Genomic DNA, 18,787 nt, shown 5'->3' on the forward strand with positions numbered 1-18,787 from the left:
CATGAGTCTGCTCCTCGATCGCCTGAATTTTCTTGCGCGCAAGAATGTCGGCACCTTTTCGGAAGGCCATGGGGTCACAACCAATGAAAACCGTGATTGGGAAGACGCCTATCGCAAGCGCTGGCAGCACGACAAGATCGTCCGCTCCACCCATGGTGTGAACTGCACCGGCTCCTGCTCGTGGAAAGTTTACGTCAAGGGCGGGATCATCACCTGGGAAACCCAGCAGACGGATTATCCGCGCACCCGCGCCGACCTTCCCAACCACGAGCCGCGCGGTTGTTCGCGCGGGGCGAGCTATAGCTGGTATGTCTATTCAGCCAACCGGGTGAAATACCCGTTGATCCGCTCGCGCCTCCTGAGATTGTGGCGCAAGGAACGTGCGGTAAAAACGCCGGTCGCGGCTTGGGCAGCGATCCAGCAGGACCCGGCAAAGCGGGCTGACTATATGAAAGTGCGTGGGCTTGGTGGTTTTGTCCGCGCCAGTTGGGCGGAAGTCAACGAGATCATCGCTGCGGCCAACGCCTATACGACCAAGACCTACGGGCCGGACCGCGTGATCGGCTTTTCTCCGATCCCGGCCATGTCGATGGTGTCCTATGCGGCGGGTTCGCGTTATCTGTCGCTGCTTGGCGGCGTCTGCATGTCGTTCTACGACTGGTATTGCGACCTGCCACCTGCTTCGCCGATGACATGGGGCGAGCAGACCGACGTGCCGGAATCTGCCGACTGGTATAATGCCGGGTTCCTCATGCTCTGGGGCTCCAATGTCCCGCAGACCCGCACGCCGGATGCTCATTTCTATACCGAGGTACGCTATAAGGGAACCAAGTCGGTGGTGGTTTCGCCGGACTATTCGGAGGCGGCCAAGTTTTCCGATTTGTGGCTGCACCCCAAGCAGGGGACGGACGCAGCGCTTGCCATGGCGCTCGGCCATGTCATCCTGCGCGAATATCATCTGGACCGTCAGGTTCCATATTTCGAGGATTATTGTCGTAAATATTCCGACTTCCCGATGCTGGTCATGCTCAGCCAGAAAGACGGGCGCTATGTGCCGGATCGTTTCCTGCGTGCTTCCGATTTCAAGGGTGATCTCGGCGAAGGCAACAATCCAGACTGGAAGACGGTTGCTTTCGACACCAAGTCTGGCGCCTATGTTGCGCCACAGGGTTCCATCGGTTTCCGTTGGGGCGACGATGGCCAGTGGAATCTCGAAGAAAAGGGCGGCAACGGCCAGGATGTGGAACTGGCCAAGAGCTTCATCGACAAGGACAAACACGATGCCGTCGCCGATGTGGCCTTCCCATATTTCGGCAATCGTGAGCACGATTACTTTGAAGGCAGCGACCATGACAGCGTGCTGGTCCGCAAGGTTCCGGCCCGCAAGCTCAAGCTCAAGGGCGGCGACGTCATGGTCGCGACCGTGTTCGACCTGTTTGCGGCCAATTACGGGCTTGATCGGGGCCTTGGCGACGAGAATTCGGCCAAGTCCTACGACGAAGGCCTGCCATACACTCCGGCCTGGGCCGAAAAAATCACCGGCGTCCCGCGCGATCAGATCATTGCGGTGGCGCGTGAATTCGCGACCAATGCCGAAAAGACCAATGGCCGCTCCATGGTCATTCTGGGGGCCGGTCTTAACCACTGGTACCACATGGACATGAACTATCGTGGCATCATCAACATGCTGGTGATGTGCGGTTGTATCGGCCAGTCCGGTGGCGGCTGGAGCCATTATGTGGGGCAGGAGAAGCTGCGCCCGCAAACGGGCTGGACAGCGCTCGCCTTTGCGCTCGACTGGAACCGTCCACCGCGCCATATGAACTCAACCTCGTTCTTTTATGCGCATACTGACCAGTGGCGTTATGAGACGGTGAAGGTGCAGGACATTCTGTCGCCGACAGCGCCTGATGGTGCATGGGACGGCACTTTACTTGATTACAACATCCGGGCCGAGCGCATGGGCTGGCTGCCGTCTGCGCCACAACTCCAGACCAATCCGTTGGACATAGCAAAGGAAGCGTCAAGTTCTGGCAAAGACCCGAAAGACTTCATCGCAAATGCGTTGAAGAACGGCACCGTCACCATGTCCTGCGAGGACCCCGACCACGAAGCCAACTGGCCGCGCAACATGTTTGTCTGGCGTTCGAACCTGCTTGGCTCGTCGGGCAAGGGACACGAATATTTCCTGAAGCATTTGCTCGGTACATCGAACGGTTTGCTTGGCAAGGATCTCGGTCAGGACGGAGCGCAGGAAAGCCGCGAGGCCGTGTGGCACGAGAATGCGCCGGAAGGAAAGCTAGACCTTCTGGTCACGCTCGATTTCCGCATGTCCACGACCTGCGTCTATTCCGATATCGTCCTGCCAACCGCAACCTGGTACGAAAAAAACGATCTCAATACCTCCGACATGCATCCCTTCATCCATCCGCTGTCGAGCGCAGCGGACCCTGCATGGGAAGCACGCAGCGACTGGGAAATCTTCAAAGACATTGCCAAAAAGTTTTCTGAAGTCGCCCCGGAAGTGTTGGGTGTCGAAAAGGACGTTGTTCTTGTTCCGACCCTGCATGACACGGCTGGCGAACTGGCGCAGCCCAAGGACGTCCTCGACTGGAAAAAGGGCGAGGTCGAGCCGATCCCCGGCAAGACGATGCCATCTGTTGTGGTTGTAGAGCGCGACTATCCCAATCTCTACAAGCGCTACACTTCTGTTGGCCCGCTTCTCGACAAGCTTGGCAATGGCGGCAAGGGTATCTCGTGGAATACTGAACATGAGGTGGATTTGCTCGCCAAGCTCAACGGAAAAGTTGAAGAGCCTGGCGCAAGCCAGGGACGTCCGCGTATTTATACCGACATCGATGCAACTGAAGTCATTCTGTCGCTCGCGCCGGAAACTAACGGCGAGGTTGCGGTCAAGGCGTGGAAAGCGCTTTCCAAGTTTACCGGACGCAACCACACCCATCTGGCGATCCCAAAGGAAGATGAAAAGATCCGCTACCGCGATATCGTTTCTCAGCCCCGCAAGATCATTTCATCCCCGACATGGTCCGGCATTGAATCAGAGAGCGTGTGTTACAATGCGGGCTATACCAATGTGCATGAACTGATCCCATGGCGCACGCTGACCGGTCGTCAGCAGCTCTACCAGGATCATTTGTGGATGCGCGCTTTCGGTGAAGGCTTCTGTGTCTATCGTCCGCCCATTGATACCAAGACGGTCAATCCTGCGATCCGCGAGAAGGCGGATGGCAAGCCGCATCTCGTGCTGAACTTCATCACGCCGCATCAGAAATGGGGCATTCACTCGACCTATACGGATAACCTCTTGATGCTCACACTCAATCGTGGCGGGCCGGTTGTCTGGATTTCGGAGCCGGATGCCGCACGGGCTGGTCTTGTCGATAATGACTGGGTGGAAGTTTACAATGCCAACGGCGCCATTGTGGCGCGCGCGGTTGTCTCCCAGCGCATGAAGGACGGAACCGTCTTCATGTATCATGCGCAGGAAAAGATCGTGAACACGCCCGGCTCGCCAATGACCGGCCAGCGCGGTGGCATTCACAACTCCGTCACACGCATCATCACCAAGCCGACGCATATGATCGGCGGGTACGCGCATCAGTCCTACGGTTTCAATTATTACGGCACGGTTGGGTCCAACCGTGACGAATTCGTTGTGGTGCGCAAGCTCGACCATGTGGACTGGATGGAAGGTCCATTGGAAGAAAGCAAACAGTCGTCGTTCGCTAAGGAGGCAGCAGAATGAAAATTCGCGCTCAAATCGGAATGGTGCTTAATCTCGACAAGTGCATCGGCTGCCACACCTGCTCGGTGACGTGCAAGAACGTCTGGACCAATCGCGAAGGCGTGGAATATGCCTGGTTCAACAATGTCGAAACCAAACCCGGCATTGGCTTCCCAAAGGAATGGGAAAACCAGAAGAAGTGGAACGGCGGCTGGGTCCGCAAGAAGAACGGTAAGATCGAGCCGAAGATGGGCGCGAAATGGCGCATCCTCGCCAAGATTTTCGCCAATCCGGACCTGCCTGAAATCGACGATTATTATGAACCGTTCGATTTCGATTACGGTCATCTCCAGACAGCGGGCGAAAGCAAGACCATGCCGACCGCCCGTCCGCGTTCGCTGATTTCTGGCGAGCGGATGGAGAAGATCGAATGGGGTCCGAACTGGGAAGAAATTCTCGGTGGCGAATTCGCCAAGCGTTCGAAGGATTACAATTTTGAGGGCGTGGAAAAGGAAATCTACGGCCAGTTCGAAAATACCTTCATGATGTATCTGCCGCGCTTGTGCGAGCATTGCCTCAACCCGACCTGTGTTGCGGCCTGTCCTTCAGGCGCAATCTACAAGCGCGAGGATGACGGCATCGTCCTGATCGACCAGGAAAAGTGCCGTGGCTGGCGCATGTGCGTTTCCGGCTGCCCCTATAAGAAAATCTATTACAACTGGAGTTCGGGCAAATCCGAGAAGTGCATCTTCTGCTATCCGCGTATTGAAGCCGGCCAGCCAACGGTATGCTCCGAAACCTGTGTCGGTCGCATTCGCTATCTCGGCGTGATGCTCTACGATGCCGACCGTATTTCGGAAGCCGCTTCCACCGCCAACGAGCAGGATCTCTATCAGGAACAGCTCAATATCTTCCTTGATCCGAACGATCCTGCCGTGATCGAACAGGCCCGCAAGGATGGCGTGCCGGAAGCCTGGCTGGAATCCGCCAAGCACTCGCCGGTCTACAAGATGGCGATGCAATGGAAAATTGCCTTCCCGCTGCATCCTGAATACCGCACCTTGCCGATGGTCTGGTATGTTCCGCCGCTCTCGCCGCTCCAGTCGGCTGCCGCTGCAGGCAAGCTCGGCATGGACGGCCCACTGCCGGATGTCCGCTCCATGCGCATTCCGGTCCGTTATCTCGCCAATCTTCTGACGGCGGGCAAAGAGGAGCCCGTTATTTCGGCGCTGGAACGCATGCTCGCCATGCGCGCCTATATGCGCGCCAGGACGGTCGATGGCGTTCTCGACGAGGCGATTGCGGATCGCGTTGGCATGAGTGGCGCGATGATCGAGGAAATGTATCACATCATGGCAATCGCCAACTACGAAGACCGTTTTGTCATTCCGACCACGCATCGCGAAGTTACCGAAGATGCCTATGACATGCGCGGCTCCTGCGGCTTCACCTTTGGCAATGGCTGCTCGGGCGGTTCATCGACGGAAGATCTGTTCGGCTCCAAGCGACCGAAACTGGTCCAGACGCCGACAGATATCTTCAGGGAGCAAGTGTAATGAACAAGACCCTGAAAATCATTTCGCTCCTGCTTTCCTATCCGACCGCCGAGCTTCAGCTGGGCGGGCAGGAGTTGAAAGATGCGCTGGCAGGAGAAAAGCTTTCTTCCGGTGTCCGGAAGCTTCTCGACAGTCTCACGGATTATGTTTGCGACTGCGATCTCTATGAGGCGCAGGAGCGTTATGTCCATCTGTTCGATCGGACGCGTTCGCTGTCGCTGCATCTTTTCGAGCATGTCCATGGCGAAAGCCGTGATCGCGGTCAGGCTATGGTTGATCTGATGAAAATGTATGACGACAACGGCCTTGTCGTCGATGCGAAGGAACTGCCGGACTATCTGCCGCTGTTCCTCGAATTTTTGTCGACGCGTTCACCGGAAGAAATTCACGATCTCCTCGCCCAGACCGGCCATATCACGGCGGCGCTCGGCGAACGTCTGCGTAAGCGTCAGTCGCCTTATGCCAATGCTTTTGCGGCGCTGCTTCACGTTGCCAATGCGAAACCGGACAAGAATCTTGTTGGCGAGTTGCTTCGACTGGAAGAGGACGACCCTAATGATCTCGCCGCACTCGACCGTATCTGGGAAGAGGAAGTGGTGACCTTCGGCGGCAATGCGGGTGAGAATTCCTGCGGACCGGACCGGCTGCGTATGCAGATGCGCGCCGCACAGCGCAAGCCCGGCGCCCCGTCCAACCCATCGCATCTTTAGGAGACGGAAAATGGCTTATATCCATACGTTTCTGTTCGGCATCTATCCCTATATCGCGCTCAGTGTACTCGCGCTCGGTTCGATCTTTCGTTACGACCGTGAGCCCTATACATGGCGTTCAGGGTCCAGCCAGCTTCTGCGGCGCAAGCAGCTGATGTGGGGTTCCGTGCTTTTTCACGTCGGCGTGCTATTCATCTTTGCCGGGCACTTTGTCGGTCTGCTGACGCCGATCTGGGTTTTTGACGCTCTGGGCGTCAGCCATGAGGCCAAGCAAATATTGGCTGTGGTTGCTGGTGGAATCGCGGGGGTGATGGCCATTATCGGCGCCTCGCTTCTGGCCCATCGCCGGGTTTTCGACCCGCGTGTTCGCGCGTCGTCGCGCCCGACCGACACGCTGATCATCATTCTGCTCTGGGTCCAGCTTCTGCTTGGCCTCAGCTCTATCCCCGTTTCGTTGCAGCACATCGATGGCCATGAAATGGTGAAGTTCATGAACTGGGCGCAAGGCATCTTTACTTTCAACCCGGAAGCTTCAAGCTACATCACCGATGCGTCCATCATCTTCAAGATGCACATTTTCCTCGGGCTCACAATCTTCCTGCTGTTCCCGTTCACGCGGCTTGTGCATATGTTGAGTGCGCCGGTCCGCTACATCTGGCGTCCGGGCTATCAGGTCGTGCGCGAGCGCAACCATACGGCTCAGTCCTCCCACATGCGCATTCCAGCGGAGTAAAGATCATGGTGACACTTTTTGATCGGAAACAACCGTCAGAACAACCGCGTGGCGCACATGCTCATCATGAGGGTTACACGAGCTATAAGGAGCCGGACACGCGCGTACCGCCAAAGCCGCGCCCGGTTTTCGATGCGGTGTCCGTCAATGGCGTGACGATTGATGAGACGAACATTCTGACGGAGGCGCAAAACCATCCATCGGAAAATCCGGGGAGGGCGCTGCTCGCGGCTGCGCGGGCGCTTGCGGTGCGCGAACTTCTTCTGCAACGCGCAAAAGAAATTGGCCTCGCGCCAGTGCACGAGAAAGATGCGGAAGGACGCAGCGAAACCGACGAAGATGCGCTTGTGCGGATGGTGATCGAGCAGGAGGTCGAAGTGCCTTCGGCCACGCGTGAGGAGGCGCTGCGGTTTTATGAGAACAATCGCCATCGCTTTACGAGCGAGCCCATTCTGGAAGCAAGTCACATATTGATTTCTGCTGATCCGGCTGATGAGAAACAACGGGACAGAGCGCGTTCCACAGCGACACAACTTGCCGCCTCGGCGATTGCCGAGCCGACAAGCTTTGCATCCTTGGCGCATGACTACTCTGCTTGTCCTTCCAGCGCGCAGGGCGGCAATCTCGGGCAGCTTACGCGCGGCAGCACCGTGCCGGAATTCGAACGGGCGCTGGAACGGCTGATGCCGGGTGAGATCACGGCGGCGCCAATCGAAAGCCGTTTTGGCTTTCATATCATTCGCCTCGAACGGCGCGTCGATGGCGAAGAGCTTCCCTTCGATTATGTTGCGGACAGAATTGCGGGCTGGCTGGAAGCATCCACATGGTCGAAAGCCGTCTCGCAATATATCGCAATCCTCGCTGCAGATGCCGACATAACCGGAATAGACCTGCTGGCGGATGACCGGGGAAGCGCATGAGTAAAAAGCCCAGCCTGGCAGCCATTCACTGCGTGAAAGATTTGCCGGTCGATCATTTTCTGGCGGATATCGTGACACGGGCACGGGAGGAAGGTCTGCGTGTCACCGGTTTCCTCCAGCATCGCGGTGCACAAACGGATGAATGTTGCCGAACAATCTCTATCGAACATATCGATAGTGGTGAGGTTCGGCTCATTTCGCAGCCGCTGGGCACGGGATCGTCAGGATGCCGTCTCGATCCTGCCGCACTGGCAGACATTGCAGCCGAATTGCTTGCCGAGCTTGATCGACCGACGGATTTGCTCATCCTTAATCGCTTCGGCAAGGGCGAATGCGAAGGCCATGGCTTGCGTGCGGTTATCGAAACTGCATTTGCGCGCGGCGTGCCGGTATTGACGGTCGTGCGCGATACTTATGCAAATGGATGGTGCGATTTCGCAGGGGAATTCGGTGTTCTCTTGACTGCCAACCAGCAAAGCATAGCCGGCTGGTTCAACGCGCATATTTCACGCCGCACCCAAGTCCTTCAGGACGCATTCTCTCAATAATCCTCGCCACACCACGCCACGTTTGGTCGCACCCCAAAAACAAGTATTTTATTTGCATGTTTTCGCGCGCCCATATAGATGCATATCAGATACATAATTTAACATCGTGAGACTCATTCCGGCGGTGCAGCCGTCGAAATGCGCATAGGCCTGATAGCGAACAGGTCGCCTGGCATGCATTTGATATGGAGACGCATATGTCGCAGACACTGAAGGAAAACACGGTTGCCATCGTCAAGGCGACCGTTCCCGCGCTCAATGCTCATGGGCTTGATATTGTTCATGAAATGTATTCGCGCATGTTCCAGAATCCTGAAATCAGGGATCTGTTCAACCAGTCTCATCACGGAGAAGCTTCATCGCAGCCGCGAGCGCTGGCAGGTGCGATTCTCGCCTATGCCAGCAATATCGAGAATCTGGCCGCGCTGGCCCCGGCGGTGGAGCGAATTGCGCAAAAACATGTGGGCCTTCAAATTCTCCCGGAACATTATCCCCATGTGGCTGAAGCTTTGCTGGGAGCGATCAAAGCCGTGCTGGGTGATGCTGCAACAGATGAAATTCTGGAAGCCTGGGGCGACGCCTACTGGTTTCTGGCCAACATTCTGATGGCGCGGGAAAATCGCATTTATGACGAGCAGAAAGTTGCTGATGGCGGCTGGAACGGCTGGCGTGATTTTCGCATTGACGAGATCGTCCGTGAAAGCAGCACGATATCGTCGTTCGTTCTCCGCCCCGTGGATGGCGGGCGGGTCATGGAGCACAAGCCCGGCCAGTATCTGACCTTCTGGTTTGAAATCGCCAATCACGCGCCAATCAAGCGCAACTACTCCATTTCAAGCGCCGCGAATGGCAAAACCTACCGGATTTCGGTCAAGAAGGAGCCTGGTGGCGTGGCGTCGAACTGGCTGCATGATCAGGCAGCCATCGGCAGCGTCATCAAGGTTGCAGCGCCAGCAGGTGAATTTTTTCTGGCCGATAGCCCGACGCGTCCGGTTGTGTTGTTGTCTGGTGGCGTTGGGCTTACGCCGATGGTTGCGATGCTCGAAACCATCGCCGACCAACACCCTAAACTTCCAACGCAGTATATTCACGGCACACATAACCGCGAGACCCATGCGATGCGCGATCATGTGCAGGCACTTGCCGCCAAGGGTGACGCGATCCGTGTGAGCGATTTTCACCAGACACCACTGGACGGTGAGAAAACGGGTGTGCATTACGACCATGCGGGGCTGATTACGGATGAGTGGCTGGTTGCCAACACGCCGCTACAGGATGCAGACTACTATATCTGCGGACCGCGCCTTTTCCTGCGTGCCGCCGTATCAGCGCTATCGCTGGCGGGTGTGCCGTCTGACCGTATCCATTACGAGTTTTTCGGTCCTGCGGACGAACTTCTGGCCGCTTGAGGCCTTCAAATCTGTATATGCAAAAACAGGGAACGGGTGAAAATCCGTTCCTTTGCTTAATCCATCAGGTCAAAACTGAGCGGTGGCTTGCGCTCGGTCAGTCGGCGCATGACGGTTTTGTCTGTCAGCAGATCTTCAACCGTATAACTATCGAACACACGAAGCATCGCTTCAACGCCCTGCGCCAGCACACCGGTTAGACCGCAAGCGGGCGAAAGTGCGCATCCTGGACAGTCCGCCAGTTGATGAAGACCTTCTTCCGTATGCCGGACGACAGCGCCCACCGAAATGGTATGCGCAGGGCGAGCCAGACGCAGGCCTCCGCTCCGCCCGCGAACCGTTTCAATGAAACCGCCGCTCACGAGGCCATTGACGACTTTCATCAGATGGTTGTGGGAAATCGAATATGCGTTGGCAATTTCGCCGATCGAACACAGACGGTCCTCGTGAATTGCCAGATGGATCAAGACGCGAAGCGAAAAGTCCGTATAAAGCGTCAAGCGCATATGATTTTCTCACTACCTTTCGTTTTCAGCGAGACATTATAGGGAAGATGAACTGATCTGTATCATTGCAGATTTTTGCAAGTCCAGTTCCGACCGGCCCGGACATATTTCCCGTCTTTGCAGGCTTCCTAGCAGTTTATACCGTGCATGTTAAGCTGCGGCCGATAATGACTGTCGCGCGAACTTCAGGAAGCGATGCCAGACTTCAGCAGTGCTGAGAAACGCGGGTCGAAATGCCTGCTGATCTGCTCAAGGGCTGCCCCGCGCGCCACGGCCCATATATCGGTCAACCCGACCAGCAGACGCGGCAATGTCCGCACCGGGTAATCTACGCTGGAGGAAATGAGCGGCTCGATCCGGTCCACGAGCCGGTTGGCCAGAAGTTTCGGCGCGCCGCCACACAGAATAACTGTTTGCGGGTCGAAGATCGCTTCTATCGTATGGATGGCGGATCTCAGTTCCATCGCCGCCCGCTCCAGCCATGTTTCCAGTTGCGGATCGTTCTGCGCCAACAGGGCTTCCAATTCCGCAGAAAGATCGGGCTGTGCTTCGTCGATTTTCAAATGTTTGTAGAGCGACCAGAGAGAAGCATGGTGTTCCAGTGGCGTTTGCGCGCCACGATTGGTCATAAGCATGGTGCCGATTTCACCGGCATTGCCCTTGCTGCCCGTATAGATTTCTCCGTTCAGTATCAGCCCGGCGCCGACACCGTAGCCCATATAGATACAGACGACATTATCGAGGCCGTCTGCGAGACCAACCATTTTTTCTGCCCGCGCGCAGGCCGTAGCATCGTTCTGCAATGTTACAGTCAGGCCGGTGCTTTGGGTCAACCTGTCGATCAGCGGGAAAGATTGCCATGCACTCATCACCCATCGGTCATGCTCGGGAACCTTTGTCCCGAAAGGTCCGGGCATGGCGACACCAAGCCCTGACATTCGATAGTGTCCATCGGGGAATTCCCGTGCGAGCGTCGCTTGCGCTTTGGCAATTTCTTCCAGAATGATGGCGCAGCCTTCTTCCGGATTATCGGGTGGCAGTCTGGCCTCTCGCCGCACGACTTCATCGCCGGTCAGATTGACGATGACGATCCGGGTCAGATGCCGGTCGATCTGAACGCCGAGCGCAAAAGCGCCCTCGGGCACCAGCCGGTAGGGCGTTGCCGGTTGTCCGCGACCACGCCTGACGGCATTTTCCGAACTCACCAATCCGTCGCTTTCCAGACCTTCAATCAGGTTGGAGATCGTCTGTTTGGTGAGATTTGTCGCACGGGCGAGTTCGGCGCGGGAGAGCGATCTGTTTTGGCGCAGGGCGTCGATGATCACCCTGCGATTATGGGCGCTTGTACCCTCATGATTGGTGCCACTCGTGGCCCGAATGTCGCTCTTTCTTGGCATCCTCAATCCCTCTTGACACCAGTAGATATTTATAACACGTTTAAGTCAATGGATTTGACTTAATAAAGAACATGAACATTTAATAATGGTGGAACAACAGCTCTGATCTCACGGCGATAAGGCAATGTGCACGGCACTAGCACAAGCCGGAGGCAGGTTAACGGGAGGTACCAATGCTTAAATCAATTCGCACCGTCTTGCTGGGTACGCTGGCCGTATCCGCTTTCTCGGTTCCGCACGCATTTGCTGAAACGACCCTGAATGCCCTGTTCATGGCGCAGGCCGCTTATAGCGAAGCGGATGTACGCGCGATGACGGAGGCCTTTCAGACAGCCAATCCGGATGTGAAGGTCAATCTGGAATTCGTGCCCTATGAAGGGTTGCATGACAAGACGGTTCTGGCTCAGGGTTCGGGGCAGGGCTATGACGTTGTGCTGTTCGACGTGATCTGGCCAGCCGAATATGCAAGCAACAATGTGCTTGTCGATGTCTCGTCGCGCATTACGGACGAGATGAAGAAGGGCGTTCTGCCAGGCGCCTGGACGACGGTTCAGTATCAGGACAAATATTACGGCATGCCGTGGATTCTGGATACCAAGTACCTGTTCTACAACAAGGAAATCCTTGAGAAAGCAGGTATAAAGAACCCGCCTAAGACTTGGGCGGAACTCAACGATCAGGCAAAGATCATCAAGGACAAGGGATTGCTTGCATCGCCGATTGCGTGGAGTTGGGCGCAGGCGGAGGCCGCGATTTGCGACTACACCACGCTGGTGAGTGCTTATGGCGGCGATTTCCTGAAAGACGGAAAGCCCGCCTTCGACAAGGATGGCGGACTGGATGCCCTCAGATATATGGTGGACAGCTATAAGTCCGGCCTCAGCAATCCCAACTCGAAAGAGTTTCTGGAGGAGGACGTACGCAAGGTCTTCCAGAATGGTGACGCCGCTTTCGCGCTGAACTGGACCTATATGTATAGTAAGGTCAATGACCCTGCCGAAAGCAAAGTGGTTGGCAAGGTGGGCGTGGTGCCTGCGCCGGGCGTCGAAGGCAAGAGCGAGGTTTCGGCTGTCAATGGTTCCATGGGGCTTGGCATCACCACCACCAGCAAACATCCTGATGATGCGTGGAAATATATCGTCTTTATGACCTCGCAAAAGGTCCAGAACGATTATGCAAAACTGTCTCTGCCGATCTGGGCGTCGTCCTATGACGATCCGGCTGTATCGAAGGGACAGGAAGAGTTGATTGCGGCAGCGAAGCTCGGCCTGGCTGCGATGTATCCGCGCCCGACGACACCGAAATATCAGGAAATGTCCACGGCCTTGCAGCAGTCCATTCAGGAAGCTTTGCTTGGACAGTCTTCGCCGGAAGACGCCCTCAAATCCGCAGCTGAAAACAGCGGACTCTAAGACCCTGATGGGAGTGGTTGCATCTGCATCCACTCCCTTCTTCCATTTAGACTGAGGTGCAAACAATGTCCGGCAACTGGATGACTATGCGAGCGTGGTTGCTGATGCTTCCGTTACTCGCCGTCATGGTTTGCGTGATCGGCTGGCCAATGTTTGAAACGGTGCGGCTTTCGTTCACCGATGCAAAGCTTGTCGGCACTGGCGGCGATTTTGTTGGCTTTGCCAATTACATCAAGATGCTAACCAGCTCAAATTTCCAGCGTGCCTTCTGGACCACAACCTGGTTTTCTCTCATCTCGGTGTCAGCCGAAATGGTCCTTGGCGTTTTGGCGGCACTGTTGCTGAACCAGCAGTTTTATGGCCGCACTGTTCTGCGCGCCTTGCTTATTCTGCCATGGGCGTTGCCAACGGTGGTCAACGCAACACTATGGCGTCTCATCTACAATCCCGAATATGGTGCGCTCAATTCGCTGTTGACCCAGCTTGGCATCATTTCAGACTACCAGTCATGGCTCGGCGAACCGTCAGCAGCAATGACGGCGCTGATTGTTGCCGATTGCTGGAAGAACTTCCCGCTTGTCGCACTCATCGCGTTGGCGGCCCTTCAAGCCGTCCCAAGAGACATAACAGCTGCATCGCTCGTCGATGGCGCGGGTCCATTCAACCGATTCCGGTTTGTGATTCTGCCCTATCTTGCGGGACCATTGATGGTCGCGCTTGTGCTCCGCACCATTGAGGCATTCAAGGTCTTTGACATTATCTGGATCATGACCCGCGGTGGCCCCGCTAATTCCACACGTACGCTTTCTATCCTCGTTTATCAGGAAGCATTTTCCTTCCAGCGCGCGGGATCTGGTGCATCGCTGGCGCTCATTGTGACCCTAATCGTTACGGTGCTGGCGTTGGGCTATGGTTTTCTGGTGCGCAAAACGGCTGGAGCGGCAACATAATGGAACGTCGAAGCCCCATCGCAACTTTCTTCGTTTATCTCGCTGCGCTGTCGCTAGCAGTCATTATCCTCGCGCCCTTGTTCTGGCTGTTTGTCATGAGCATATCGCCGATGGCCGACCTGTCTGTTCGCCCATTGAAATGGTGGCCGACCACAGCGGATTTTTCTCGCTATCAGACTCTGCTGTCCACGGTCCCCAATAGCGCTGGCGCTGCCTTTGTGGCATCGATGTATAACAGTCTGAGAGTGGCGGGCATGGCCACATTAGTGGCGATCCTTGTTGCGATCCCTGCCGGTTGGGCGGTATCGCGGACCTCGCGCATCGGTTGGTCGCTCACTTTGGTCATTGGCACATACATGCTGCCTCCGGTGGCTTTGGCCGTGCCGCTTTACATTCTCCTTGCAAAACTAGGGCTGCTGAATTCGGTATTCGGTCTCGCGCTTGTCTACCTCACCATTCTGGCACCATTCACCACATGGCTGATGAAGTCTGGCTTCGATGGTATCCCGCAGGAGATTGAGCAGGCCGCGATGATTGACGGTGCAAGCCTGTTCCAGACATTGCGTATCATCACGCTGCCGCTTGCATTGCCGATTGTTGCGACATCGGCGCTGTTCGCATTTCTGCTGGGATGGGACGAATTTTTCTATGCGCTTTTGTTCACATCGGATCAGAGAGCGCGGACGCTGACAGTCGCTATCGCCGATCTCGCTGGCGGGCGCGTTTCCGATTACGGGCTGATTGCGACGGCGGGTGTTTTGGCAGCACTTCCGCCGGTTATTGTTGGGCTTTTGATGCAACGCGCACTTATCTCCGGCCTCACCAGCGGCGGCGTGAAAGGATGATGATGAACACGCAAAAGCAGCGTCCCGAAGGACTTGTCGCAATCGATAAAGAGATGGCGCGCCAGTTTGGCGATGCTCTTATTTCCTTTGAGGATAATCGCGAACTGGCAGAGAAGATCGCCGGGAGTTTACGTAAAACCGGCAAGCTGCTCCTGCTGGGGATGGGCGGGTCGCACGCGGTCGGTCGTGCGGTGGAGCCGCTTTATCGCGCCCATAATATCGATGCAGTTGCCATACCGCTTTCAGAGCAGCTTGGCGCTGCCTTACCCATTGATGGCAAAACGGTTCTGGTCACATCCCAGTCCGGTGAAAGTGCGGAAGTCGTCCGCTGGTTCGCCGAGAAAAAGGGGCAGGCCGATATATTCGGTTTGACGCTTGATGCTGGGTCGTTTCTCGCCAGCAAAGTCGACTGCCTGGTGGGGCATGGCGGCGGGGAGCTTGCATTTGCAGCAACCCGTAGCCTGACAATTAGTTTCGCTCTGCATCTCGCCATATTGGCGGCACTCGGAGACGATCCGCGAGCCGCACTCAACGTGTTGAATTCCCCCCAAACTGTGGCGATTGATGCAGCGCTTGATTGCATCGCTGATGTCAACACGATTGTAACCTCGGGGCGCAGTCTGCAGGGGGTAGCAGAAGCCATTGCTCTCGGGTTTACCGAGCTTTCGCGCGTGCCGAGCTATTCGCTGGAGGGTGGCCAACTGCGTCACGGGCCGATGGAAATGCTCTCGCCAAAGGTTGCAGTTATCCTCTTCAAGGGCAACGATGCGACCGCACCGCTGGTGACGGCGATGGGACAGTCTGTTGCTGAAACGGGAGCCAAACTGGTAGTGTTTGACGCCTCCGGTGATGCGCCTGTTCCGGGTGCTGTAACGATTTCGTTTCCCGCAGCAAGCGGACTTGGCGCCATTTTCACGATCCTGTCAGCTGCGCAACGGCTCATGATAGCCTTTGCCGACCAACGTGTCGAGAATGCCGGTACGCCGGTCCGTTCTTCCAAAATCACCCGGAGCGAATGAGTGAGGCCAATTGCAATTATCGGCAACGTCAATGTTGATATGATCCTGGGACCGACTGCGGCTTGGCCACAACCGGGAACCGAGAACATTGTCAGCCATGACGAATTGCGCGTCGGCGGTTCGGCGGGAAACTCGGCTTTGACACTGATGGCTTTGGAAGTTCCATTTCAAATGGCCGCGAATACAGGCGCCGATCAGTTTGGTCGCTGGCTCGCTGAGAATTTTGGTGATCATGCCAGACAATGGGCGGCGTTTGCTGGAAAAACCACTCTGTCCGTCGGCCTGACGCATCCGGATGGAGAACGGACTTTCTTCACGACACTCGGTCATCTGCCGCATTTTTCAATTGAAGATGCCCTGTCGGCACTTGATGGTGAGGCCTTGTCCGGCGGACTGGCCCTTCTTTGCGGAAGTTTTCTGACCGACAGGCTGGCGGATGCATATGATCAGTTTTTCGATTGGGCCGACAGCCACAACATCGATGTGGCGCTTGATACCGGCTGGCCGGTCGAAGGCTGGACGGAGCGGAACCGAAGCCGCGCACTTTCATGGCTGAAACGCAGCAAGTTTGTCATGTTCAACGAGGTTGAGACGATCAATCTTGGAAACTCCGCCGATCCGGTTGAGGCCGCCCACAATCTCTGCCGGACGATGCCGGATGGCGGCCTTTTTATCGTTAAATGCGGCTCGAATGGCGCCTTCGCGGTTGGACATGATGGCAGCGTCGTATCGGTCAATGCGCCTCAGGTAACGGTTATCGATACAATCGGCGCGGGCGATGTTTTCAACGCAGCTTTTCTTGCGTCATTCGCCAAGGGCCGCTCGGTTGAGGACTGCTTGCAGGCCGCCACACGCAGTGCCTCGAAGGCCATTTCCACAAGCCCGCGGGCCTATATGTCGGATGCTGAAGGAGCGCTTGTATGAGCACCCTGACCATAAGCAATGTTTGCAAGAGCTACGGGTCGACAGAAATCCTCAAAGGTATCGATCTGTCTCTCGCCAGCGGTGAGTTTCTGGTGCTGTTAGGTGCCTCCGGTTCCGGCAAGTCGACATTGCTCAACATGATCGCGGGTCTGGCCGAACCGACAAGCGGCGACATTCGCATTGATGAGCGGTCTATCGTCGGCGTACACCCCAAGGACAGGGATACGGCGATGGTGTTTCAGTCCTACGCGCTCTATCCAAATCTGAATGTGAAGCGCAATATCGGCTTCGGTCTTGAGATGCGAAAAGTACCAGCTGCGGAGCGGGATAAAGCCGTGCTGGAAGCAGCGCGCCTTTTGCAGATCGAAAACCTGCTGGATCGAAAGCCCGCGCAGCTCTCCGGTGGCCAGCGTCAGCGTGTCGCAATCGGTCGCGCATTGGTGCGTCACCCCAAACTGTTCCTTTTCGATGAACCATTGTCCAATCTGGATGCAAAACTGCGCATGGAAATGCGTGCCGAGTTGAAGCGACTGCATCAATTGATGAAAACCACGATGGTTTACGTTACGCACGATCAGATCGAGGCGATGACATTGGCGACGCGGATTGCGGTCATGCGCAATGGGCGCATTGAACAACTGGACACGCCTGAAAATGTCTATAACCGGCCCGCGACGCTTTATGTGGCGACATTCGTCGGCGCGCCGCCAATGAACATGCTGGAAGCCACATTCAGCGGAGATCGTCTGACGATTGACGGTACGGACACCAGCATTCCAATTGGCAACCTACCGAATATTGCGGCTGGCAGACGTATTTTGCTTGGGGTTCGTTCAGAAGCAATAGGGCGGGAGCGGAAAGGTCAAAGTGTCGTTCTGCGCATGAAATGCGACATCGCCGAACTCACGGGTCCCGAACTGATTGTAACGGGAACCGTTGGCCCACAAAGGCTCGTTGCCGCTTTGCCCCCAAGTCATAAAGTTCAGCCAGGCGAAGAGTTCGAAGTCATGCTCGATCCTGCGAATATCCATCTCTTTGACGCAGAGACTGAACAGAGACTCAATTGATATTGCGTCGGCTTATGAACGCTCGTTCTTGATGGCCTCGTAGAGCCAGGGGCATTCGGCCACCGCCGGTGCCCGAATGCCTCGTGCGGCGGCGTCGAGCCGCATGTCGCGCAGGCGCTTCCGGCCTTCTTCTTCCGTCAGGTAGAGACGTTCATGCCCCCAGAAGGAAGGTCCGTCCGTGGTTTCATGCGGTTCCCAATTTGCGGGGTCGATCTGTCTTCCGCCCCAGCCGTTTTCTACAAAGAAACCCGAAGGTGTGTTTGCATAAAACGATGTCATGTAATCATTGGTGTGGCGTCCAAGCGTATAGGCCAGCCGACCATCTTCTAGTCCCGCGAGATCATATCCCTGTCCAACATCGTCAAGGTTCTTAAACTCAACCATGAAATGATGGAACCCCTGTTGACCGGACCCAACCATTGCAAAACTATGGTGGCGGTCATTGACATGGAAGAAGTAGAGCCCATAGGGCTTCAGTCCATAATCAGTCACATGGAAATCCAGATTGTCCCGATAGAAGGGCATCATGATTTCGATATTCTTCACATGCAGCACGGCATGTCCCATGCCAAGCGGGCCGGTGTTGAACCCTGATATGGGGCGACCCGGGACAAAAGGATCGGTGGCAATCATCGGCTGCCAGATCAGCTCGATGCGATTGCCCATCGGATCGTCGAACCAGACCATGTCCGCACAAAAGCGCTGATCGCAAAGGGCGACATTGGCCCGATGCACCCGGGTGCCGACCGCTTCCAGACGCGATGCATATTGATCGAGGTCGTGTTGAAACTCGACTTCCCAGCCCATGCAGGACAGCGTTTCACCCGGCTCGTCAAGCACGATCAACCGCTGCATGCGGTCATCCATACGGAAAGCTAGTTGACCGGCGGCAAGGTCAATTTTCTGCATACCAAGCAAGCCGGAGGCAAAGTCGGCCCAATCATCAAGCTTGTCGGAGCGCACGCCGATATATCCCAGAGCATTGATGGCCATGGCCTTTTCCCTCGCGTAAACTTGGATTGGCCCCGCTTTTGGCGGGGCCTGCG

General features: G+C 56.0%; 16 protein-coding genes. 13 read left to right on the forward strand and 3 right to left on the reverse strand.

Annotated features, from left to right (window positions below; genetic code table 11):
* The first annotated feature begins 1 nt into the window (after position 1).
* From ABWW11_RS11610 to hmpA, 7 genes are all read left to right on the forward strand, one after another.
* Complete coding sequence (locus ABWW11_RS11610; protein WP_109366095.1) at positions 2–3,766, forward strand: nitrate reductase subunit alpha; 3,765 nt, start codon at positions 2–4, stop codon at positions 3,764–3,766.
* The gene (gene narH, locus ABWW11_RS11615; protein WP_109366094.1) at positions 3,763–5,301 is read left to right on the forward strand and encodes a nitrate reductase subunit beta; all 1,539 of its coding nucleotides are present in this window, start codon (positions 3,763–3,765) and stop codon (positions 5,299–5,301) included. Before ABWW11_RS11610 ends, narH begins: the two co-directional genes overlap by 4 nt.
* Positions 5,301–6,011 (forward strand): nitrate reductase molybdenum cofactor assembly chaperone, encoded by a 711-nt coding sequence (narJ, locus tag ABWW11_RS11620; RefSeq protein ID WP_109366093.1) that lies wholly within the window; start codon positions 5,301–5,303, stop codon positions 6,009–6,011. Before narH ends, narJ begins: the two co-directional genes overlap by 1 nt.
* A 10-nt stretch (positions 6,012–6,021) precedes the next feature.
* Complete coding sequence (narI, locus tag ABWW11_RS11625; RefSeq protein WP_109366092.1) at positions 6,022–6,744, forward strand: respiratory nitrate reductase subunit gamma; 723 nt, start codon at positions 6,022–6,024, stop codon at positions 6,742–6,744.
* Between the two features lie 5 nt (positions 6,745–6,749).
* Complete coding sequence (locus ABWW11_RS11630) at positions 6,750–7,664, forward strand: peptidylprolyl isomerase (protein WP_319080249.1); 915 nt, start codon at positions 6,750–6,752, stop codon at positions 7,662–7,664.
* Complete coding sequence (locus ABWW11_RS11635; protein WP_109366090.1) at positions 7,661–8,212, forward strand: DUF2478 domain-containing protein; 552 nt, start codon at positions 7,661–7,663, stop codon at positions 8,210–8,212. Before ABWW11_RS11630 ends, ABWW11_RS11635 begins: the two co-directional genes overlap by 4 nt.
* Before the next feature lie 197 nt (positions 8,213–8,409).
* The gene (gene hmpA / locus ABWW11_RS11640) at positions 8,410–9,621 is read left to right on the forward strand and encodes an NO-inducible flavohemoprotein (protein WP_109366089.1); all 1,212 of its coding nucleotides are present in this window, start codon (positions 8,410–8,412) and stop codon (positions 9,619–9,621) included.
* Between the two features lie 56 nt (positions 9,622–9,677).
* Here hmpA and ABWW11_RS11645 read toward each other — a convergent pair whose 3' ends face one another.
* Positions 9,678–10,127, reverse strand: coding sequence for an Rrf2 family transcriptional regulator (locus ABWW11_RS11645; protein ID WP_109366088.1), 450 nt, complete (start codon positions 10,125–10,127; stop codon positions 9,678–9,680).
* Positions 10,128–10,312: 185 nt separating this feature from the next.
* Positions 10,313–11,524: an ROK family transcriptional regulator gene (locus ABWW11_RS11650; protein ID WP_109366087.1), complete on the reverse strand. Its 1,212-nt coding sequence runs from the start codon at positions 11,522–11,524 to the stop codon at positions 10,313–10,315.
* Between the two features lie 173 nt (positions 11,525–11,697).
* On the opposite strand from ABWW11_RS11650, the gene ABWW11_RS11655 reads away from it, so the two are divergent.
* The 6 genes from ABWW11_RS11655 to ABWW11_RS11680 all read left to right on the forward strand — a co-directional run bounded on the left by ABWW11_RS11655 (position 11,698) and on the right by ABWW11_RS11680 (position 17,741).
* Positions 11,698–12,936, forward strand: a complete 1,239-nt coding sequence (locus tag ABWW11_RS11655) for an extracellular solute-binding protein (protein WP_109366086.1) — start codon at positions 11,698–11,700, stop codon at positions 12,934–12,936.
* 65 nt (positions 12,937–13,001) lie between these two features.
* A complete protein-coding gene (locus tag ABWW11_RS11660) occupies positions 13,002–13,886 on the forward strand; it encodes a carbohydrate ABC transporter permease (RefSeq protein WP_109366085.1) in 885 nt (294 codons plus the stop codon).
* On the forward strand, positions 13,886–14,731 hold the full coding sequence (locus ABWW11_RS11665; RefSeq protein WP_109366084.1) for a carbohydrate ABC transporter permease: 846 nt from the start codon (positions 13,886–13,888) through the stop codon (positions 14,729–14,731). The genes ABWW11_RS11660 and ABWW11_RS11665 overlap by 1 nt, the downstream gene beginning before the upstream one ends.
* A gap of 2 nt (positions 14,732–14,733) precedes the next feature.
* Complete coding sequence (locus ABWW11_RS11670) at positions 14,734–15,750, forward strand: SIS domain-containing protein (RefSeq protein ID WP_109366435.1); 1,017 nt, start codon at positions 14,734–14,736, stop codon at positions 15,748–15,750.
* The gene (locus ABWW11_RS11675) at positions 15,751–16,674 is read left to right on the forward strand and encodes a carbohydrate kinase family protein (RefSeq protein ID WP_109366083.1); all 924 of its coding nucleotides are present in this window, start codon (positions 15,751–15,753) and stop codon (positions 16,672–16,674) included.
* Positions 16,671–17,741, forward strand: a complete 1,071-nt coding sequence (locus ABWW11_RS11680) for an ABC transporter ATP-binding protein (protein WP_109366082.1) — start codon at positions 16,671–16,673, stop codon at positions 17,739–17,741. The genes ABWW11_RS11675 and ABWW11_RS11680 overlap by 4 nt, the downstream gene beginning before the upstream one ends.
* A gap of 12 nt (positions 17,742–17,753) precedes the next feature.
* Here the strand turns inward: ABWW11_RS11680 and ABWW11_RS11685 are convergent, their stop codons facing one another.
* The gene (locus tag ABWW11_RS11685; protein ID WP_109366081.1) at positions 17,754–18,734 is read right to left on the reverse strand and encodes a VOC family protein; all 981 of its coding nucleotides are present in this window, start codon (positions 18,732–18,734) and stop codon (positions 17,754–17,756) included.
* Between the last annotated feature and the right edge of the window lie 53 nt (positions 18,735–18,787).

Origin of the sequence: Brucella sp. NBRC 113783 (assembly GCF_040372265.1) — a bacterium.
GTDB lineage: Bacteria > Pseudomonadota > Alphaproteobacteria > Rhizobiales > Rhizobiaceae > Brucella > Brucella teleogrylli.

What these genes read in the sequence shown, in the direction of transcription:
- ABWW11_RS11655 (WP_109366086.1), top strand. Translation starts at nt 11,698, where the DNA reads ATGCTTAAATCAATTCGCACCGTCTTGCTGGGTACGCTGGCCGTATCC.
- narI (WP_109366092.1), top strand. Translation starts at nt 6,022, where the DNA reads ATGGCTTATATCCATACGTTTCTGTTCGGCATCTATCCCTATATCGCG.
- ABWW11_RS11645 (WP_109366088.1), bottom strand. Translation starts at nt 10,127, where the DNA reads ATGCGCTTGACGCTTTATACGGACTTTTCGCTTCGCGTCTTGATCCAT.
- ABWW11_RS11630 (WP_319080249.1), top strand. Translation starts at nt 6,750, where the DNA reads ATGGTGACACTTTTTGATCGGAAACAACCGTCAGAACAACCGCGTGGC.
- hmpA (WP_109366089.1), top strand. Translation starts at nt 8,410, where the DNA reads ATGTCGCAGACACTGAAGGAAAACACGGTTGCCATCGTCAAGGCGACC.
- ABWW11_RS11665 (WP_109366084.1), top strand. Translation starts at nt 13,886, where the DNA reads ATGGAACGTCGAAGCCCCATCGCAACTTTCTTCGTTTATCTCGCTGCG.
- narH (WP_109366094.1), top strand. Translation starts at nt 3,763, where the DNA reads ATGAAAATTCGCGCTCAAATCGGAATGGTGCTTAATCTCGACAAGTGC.
- ABWW11_RS11680 (WP_109366082.1), top strand. Translation starts at nt 16,671, where the DNA reads ATGAGCACCCTGACCATAAGCAATGTTTGCAAGAGCTACGGGTCGACA.
- ABWW11_RS11635 (WP_109366090.1), top strand. Translation starts at nt 7,661, where the DNA reads ATGAGTAAAAAGCCCAGCCTGGCAGCCATTCACTGCGTGAAAGATTTG.
- ABWW11_RS11670 (WP_109366435.1), top strand. Translation starts at nt 14,734, where the DNA reads ATGAACACGCAAAAGCAGCGTCCCGAAGGACTTGTCGCAATCGATAAA.
- ABWW11_RS11660 (WP_109366085.1), top strand. Translation starts at nt 13,002, where the DNA reads ATGTCCGGCAACTGGATGACTATGCGAGCGTGGTTGCTGATGCTTCCG.
- ABWW11_RS11650 (WP_109366087.1), bottom strand. Translation starts at nt 11,524, where the DNA reads ATGCCAAGAAAGAGCGACATTCGGGCCACGAGTGGCACCAATCATGAG.
- ABWW11_RS11610 (WP_109366095.1), top strand. Translation starts at nt 2, where the DNA reads ATGAGTCTGCTCCTCGATCGCCTGAATTTTCTTGCGCGCAAGAATGTC.
- narJ (WP_109366093.1), top strand. Translation starts at nt 5,301, where the DNA reads ATGAACAAGACCCTGAAAATCATTTCGCTCCTGCTTTCCTATCCGACC.
- ABWW11_RS11685 (WP_109366081.1), bottom strand. Translation starts at nt 18,734, where the DNA reads ATGGCCATCAATGCTCTGGGATATATCGGCGTGCGCTCCGACAAGCTT.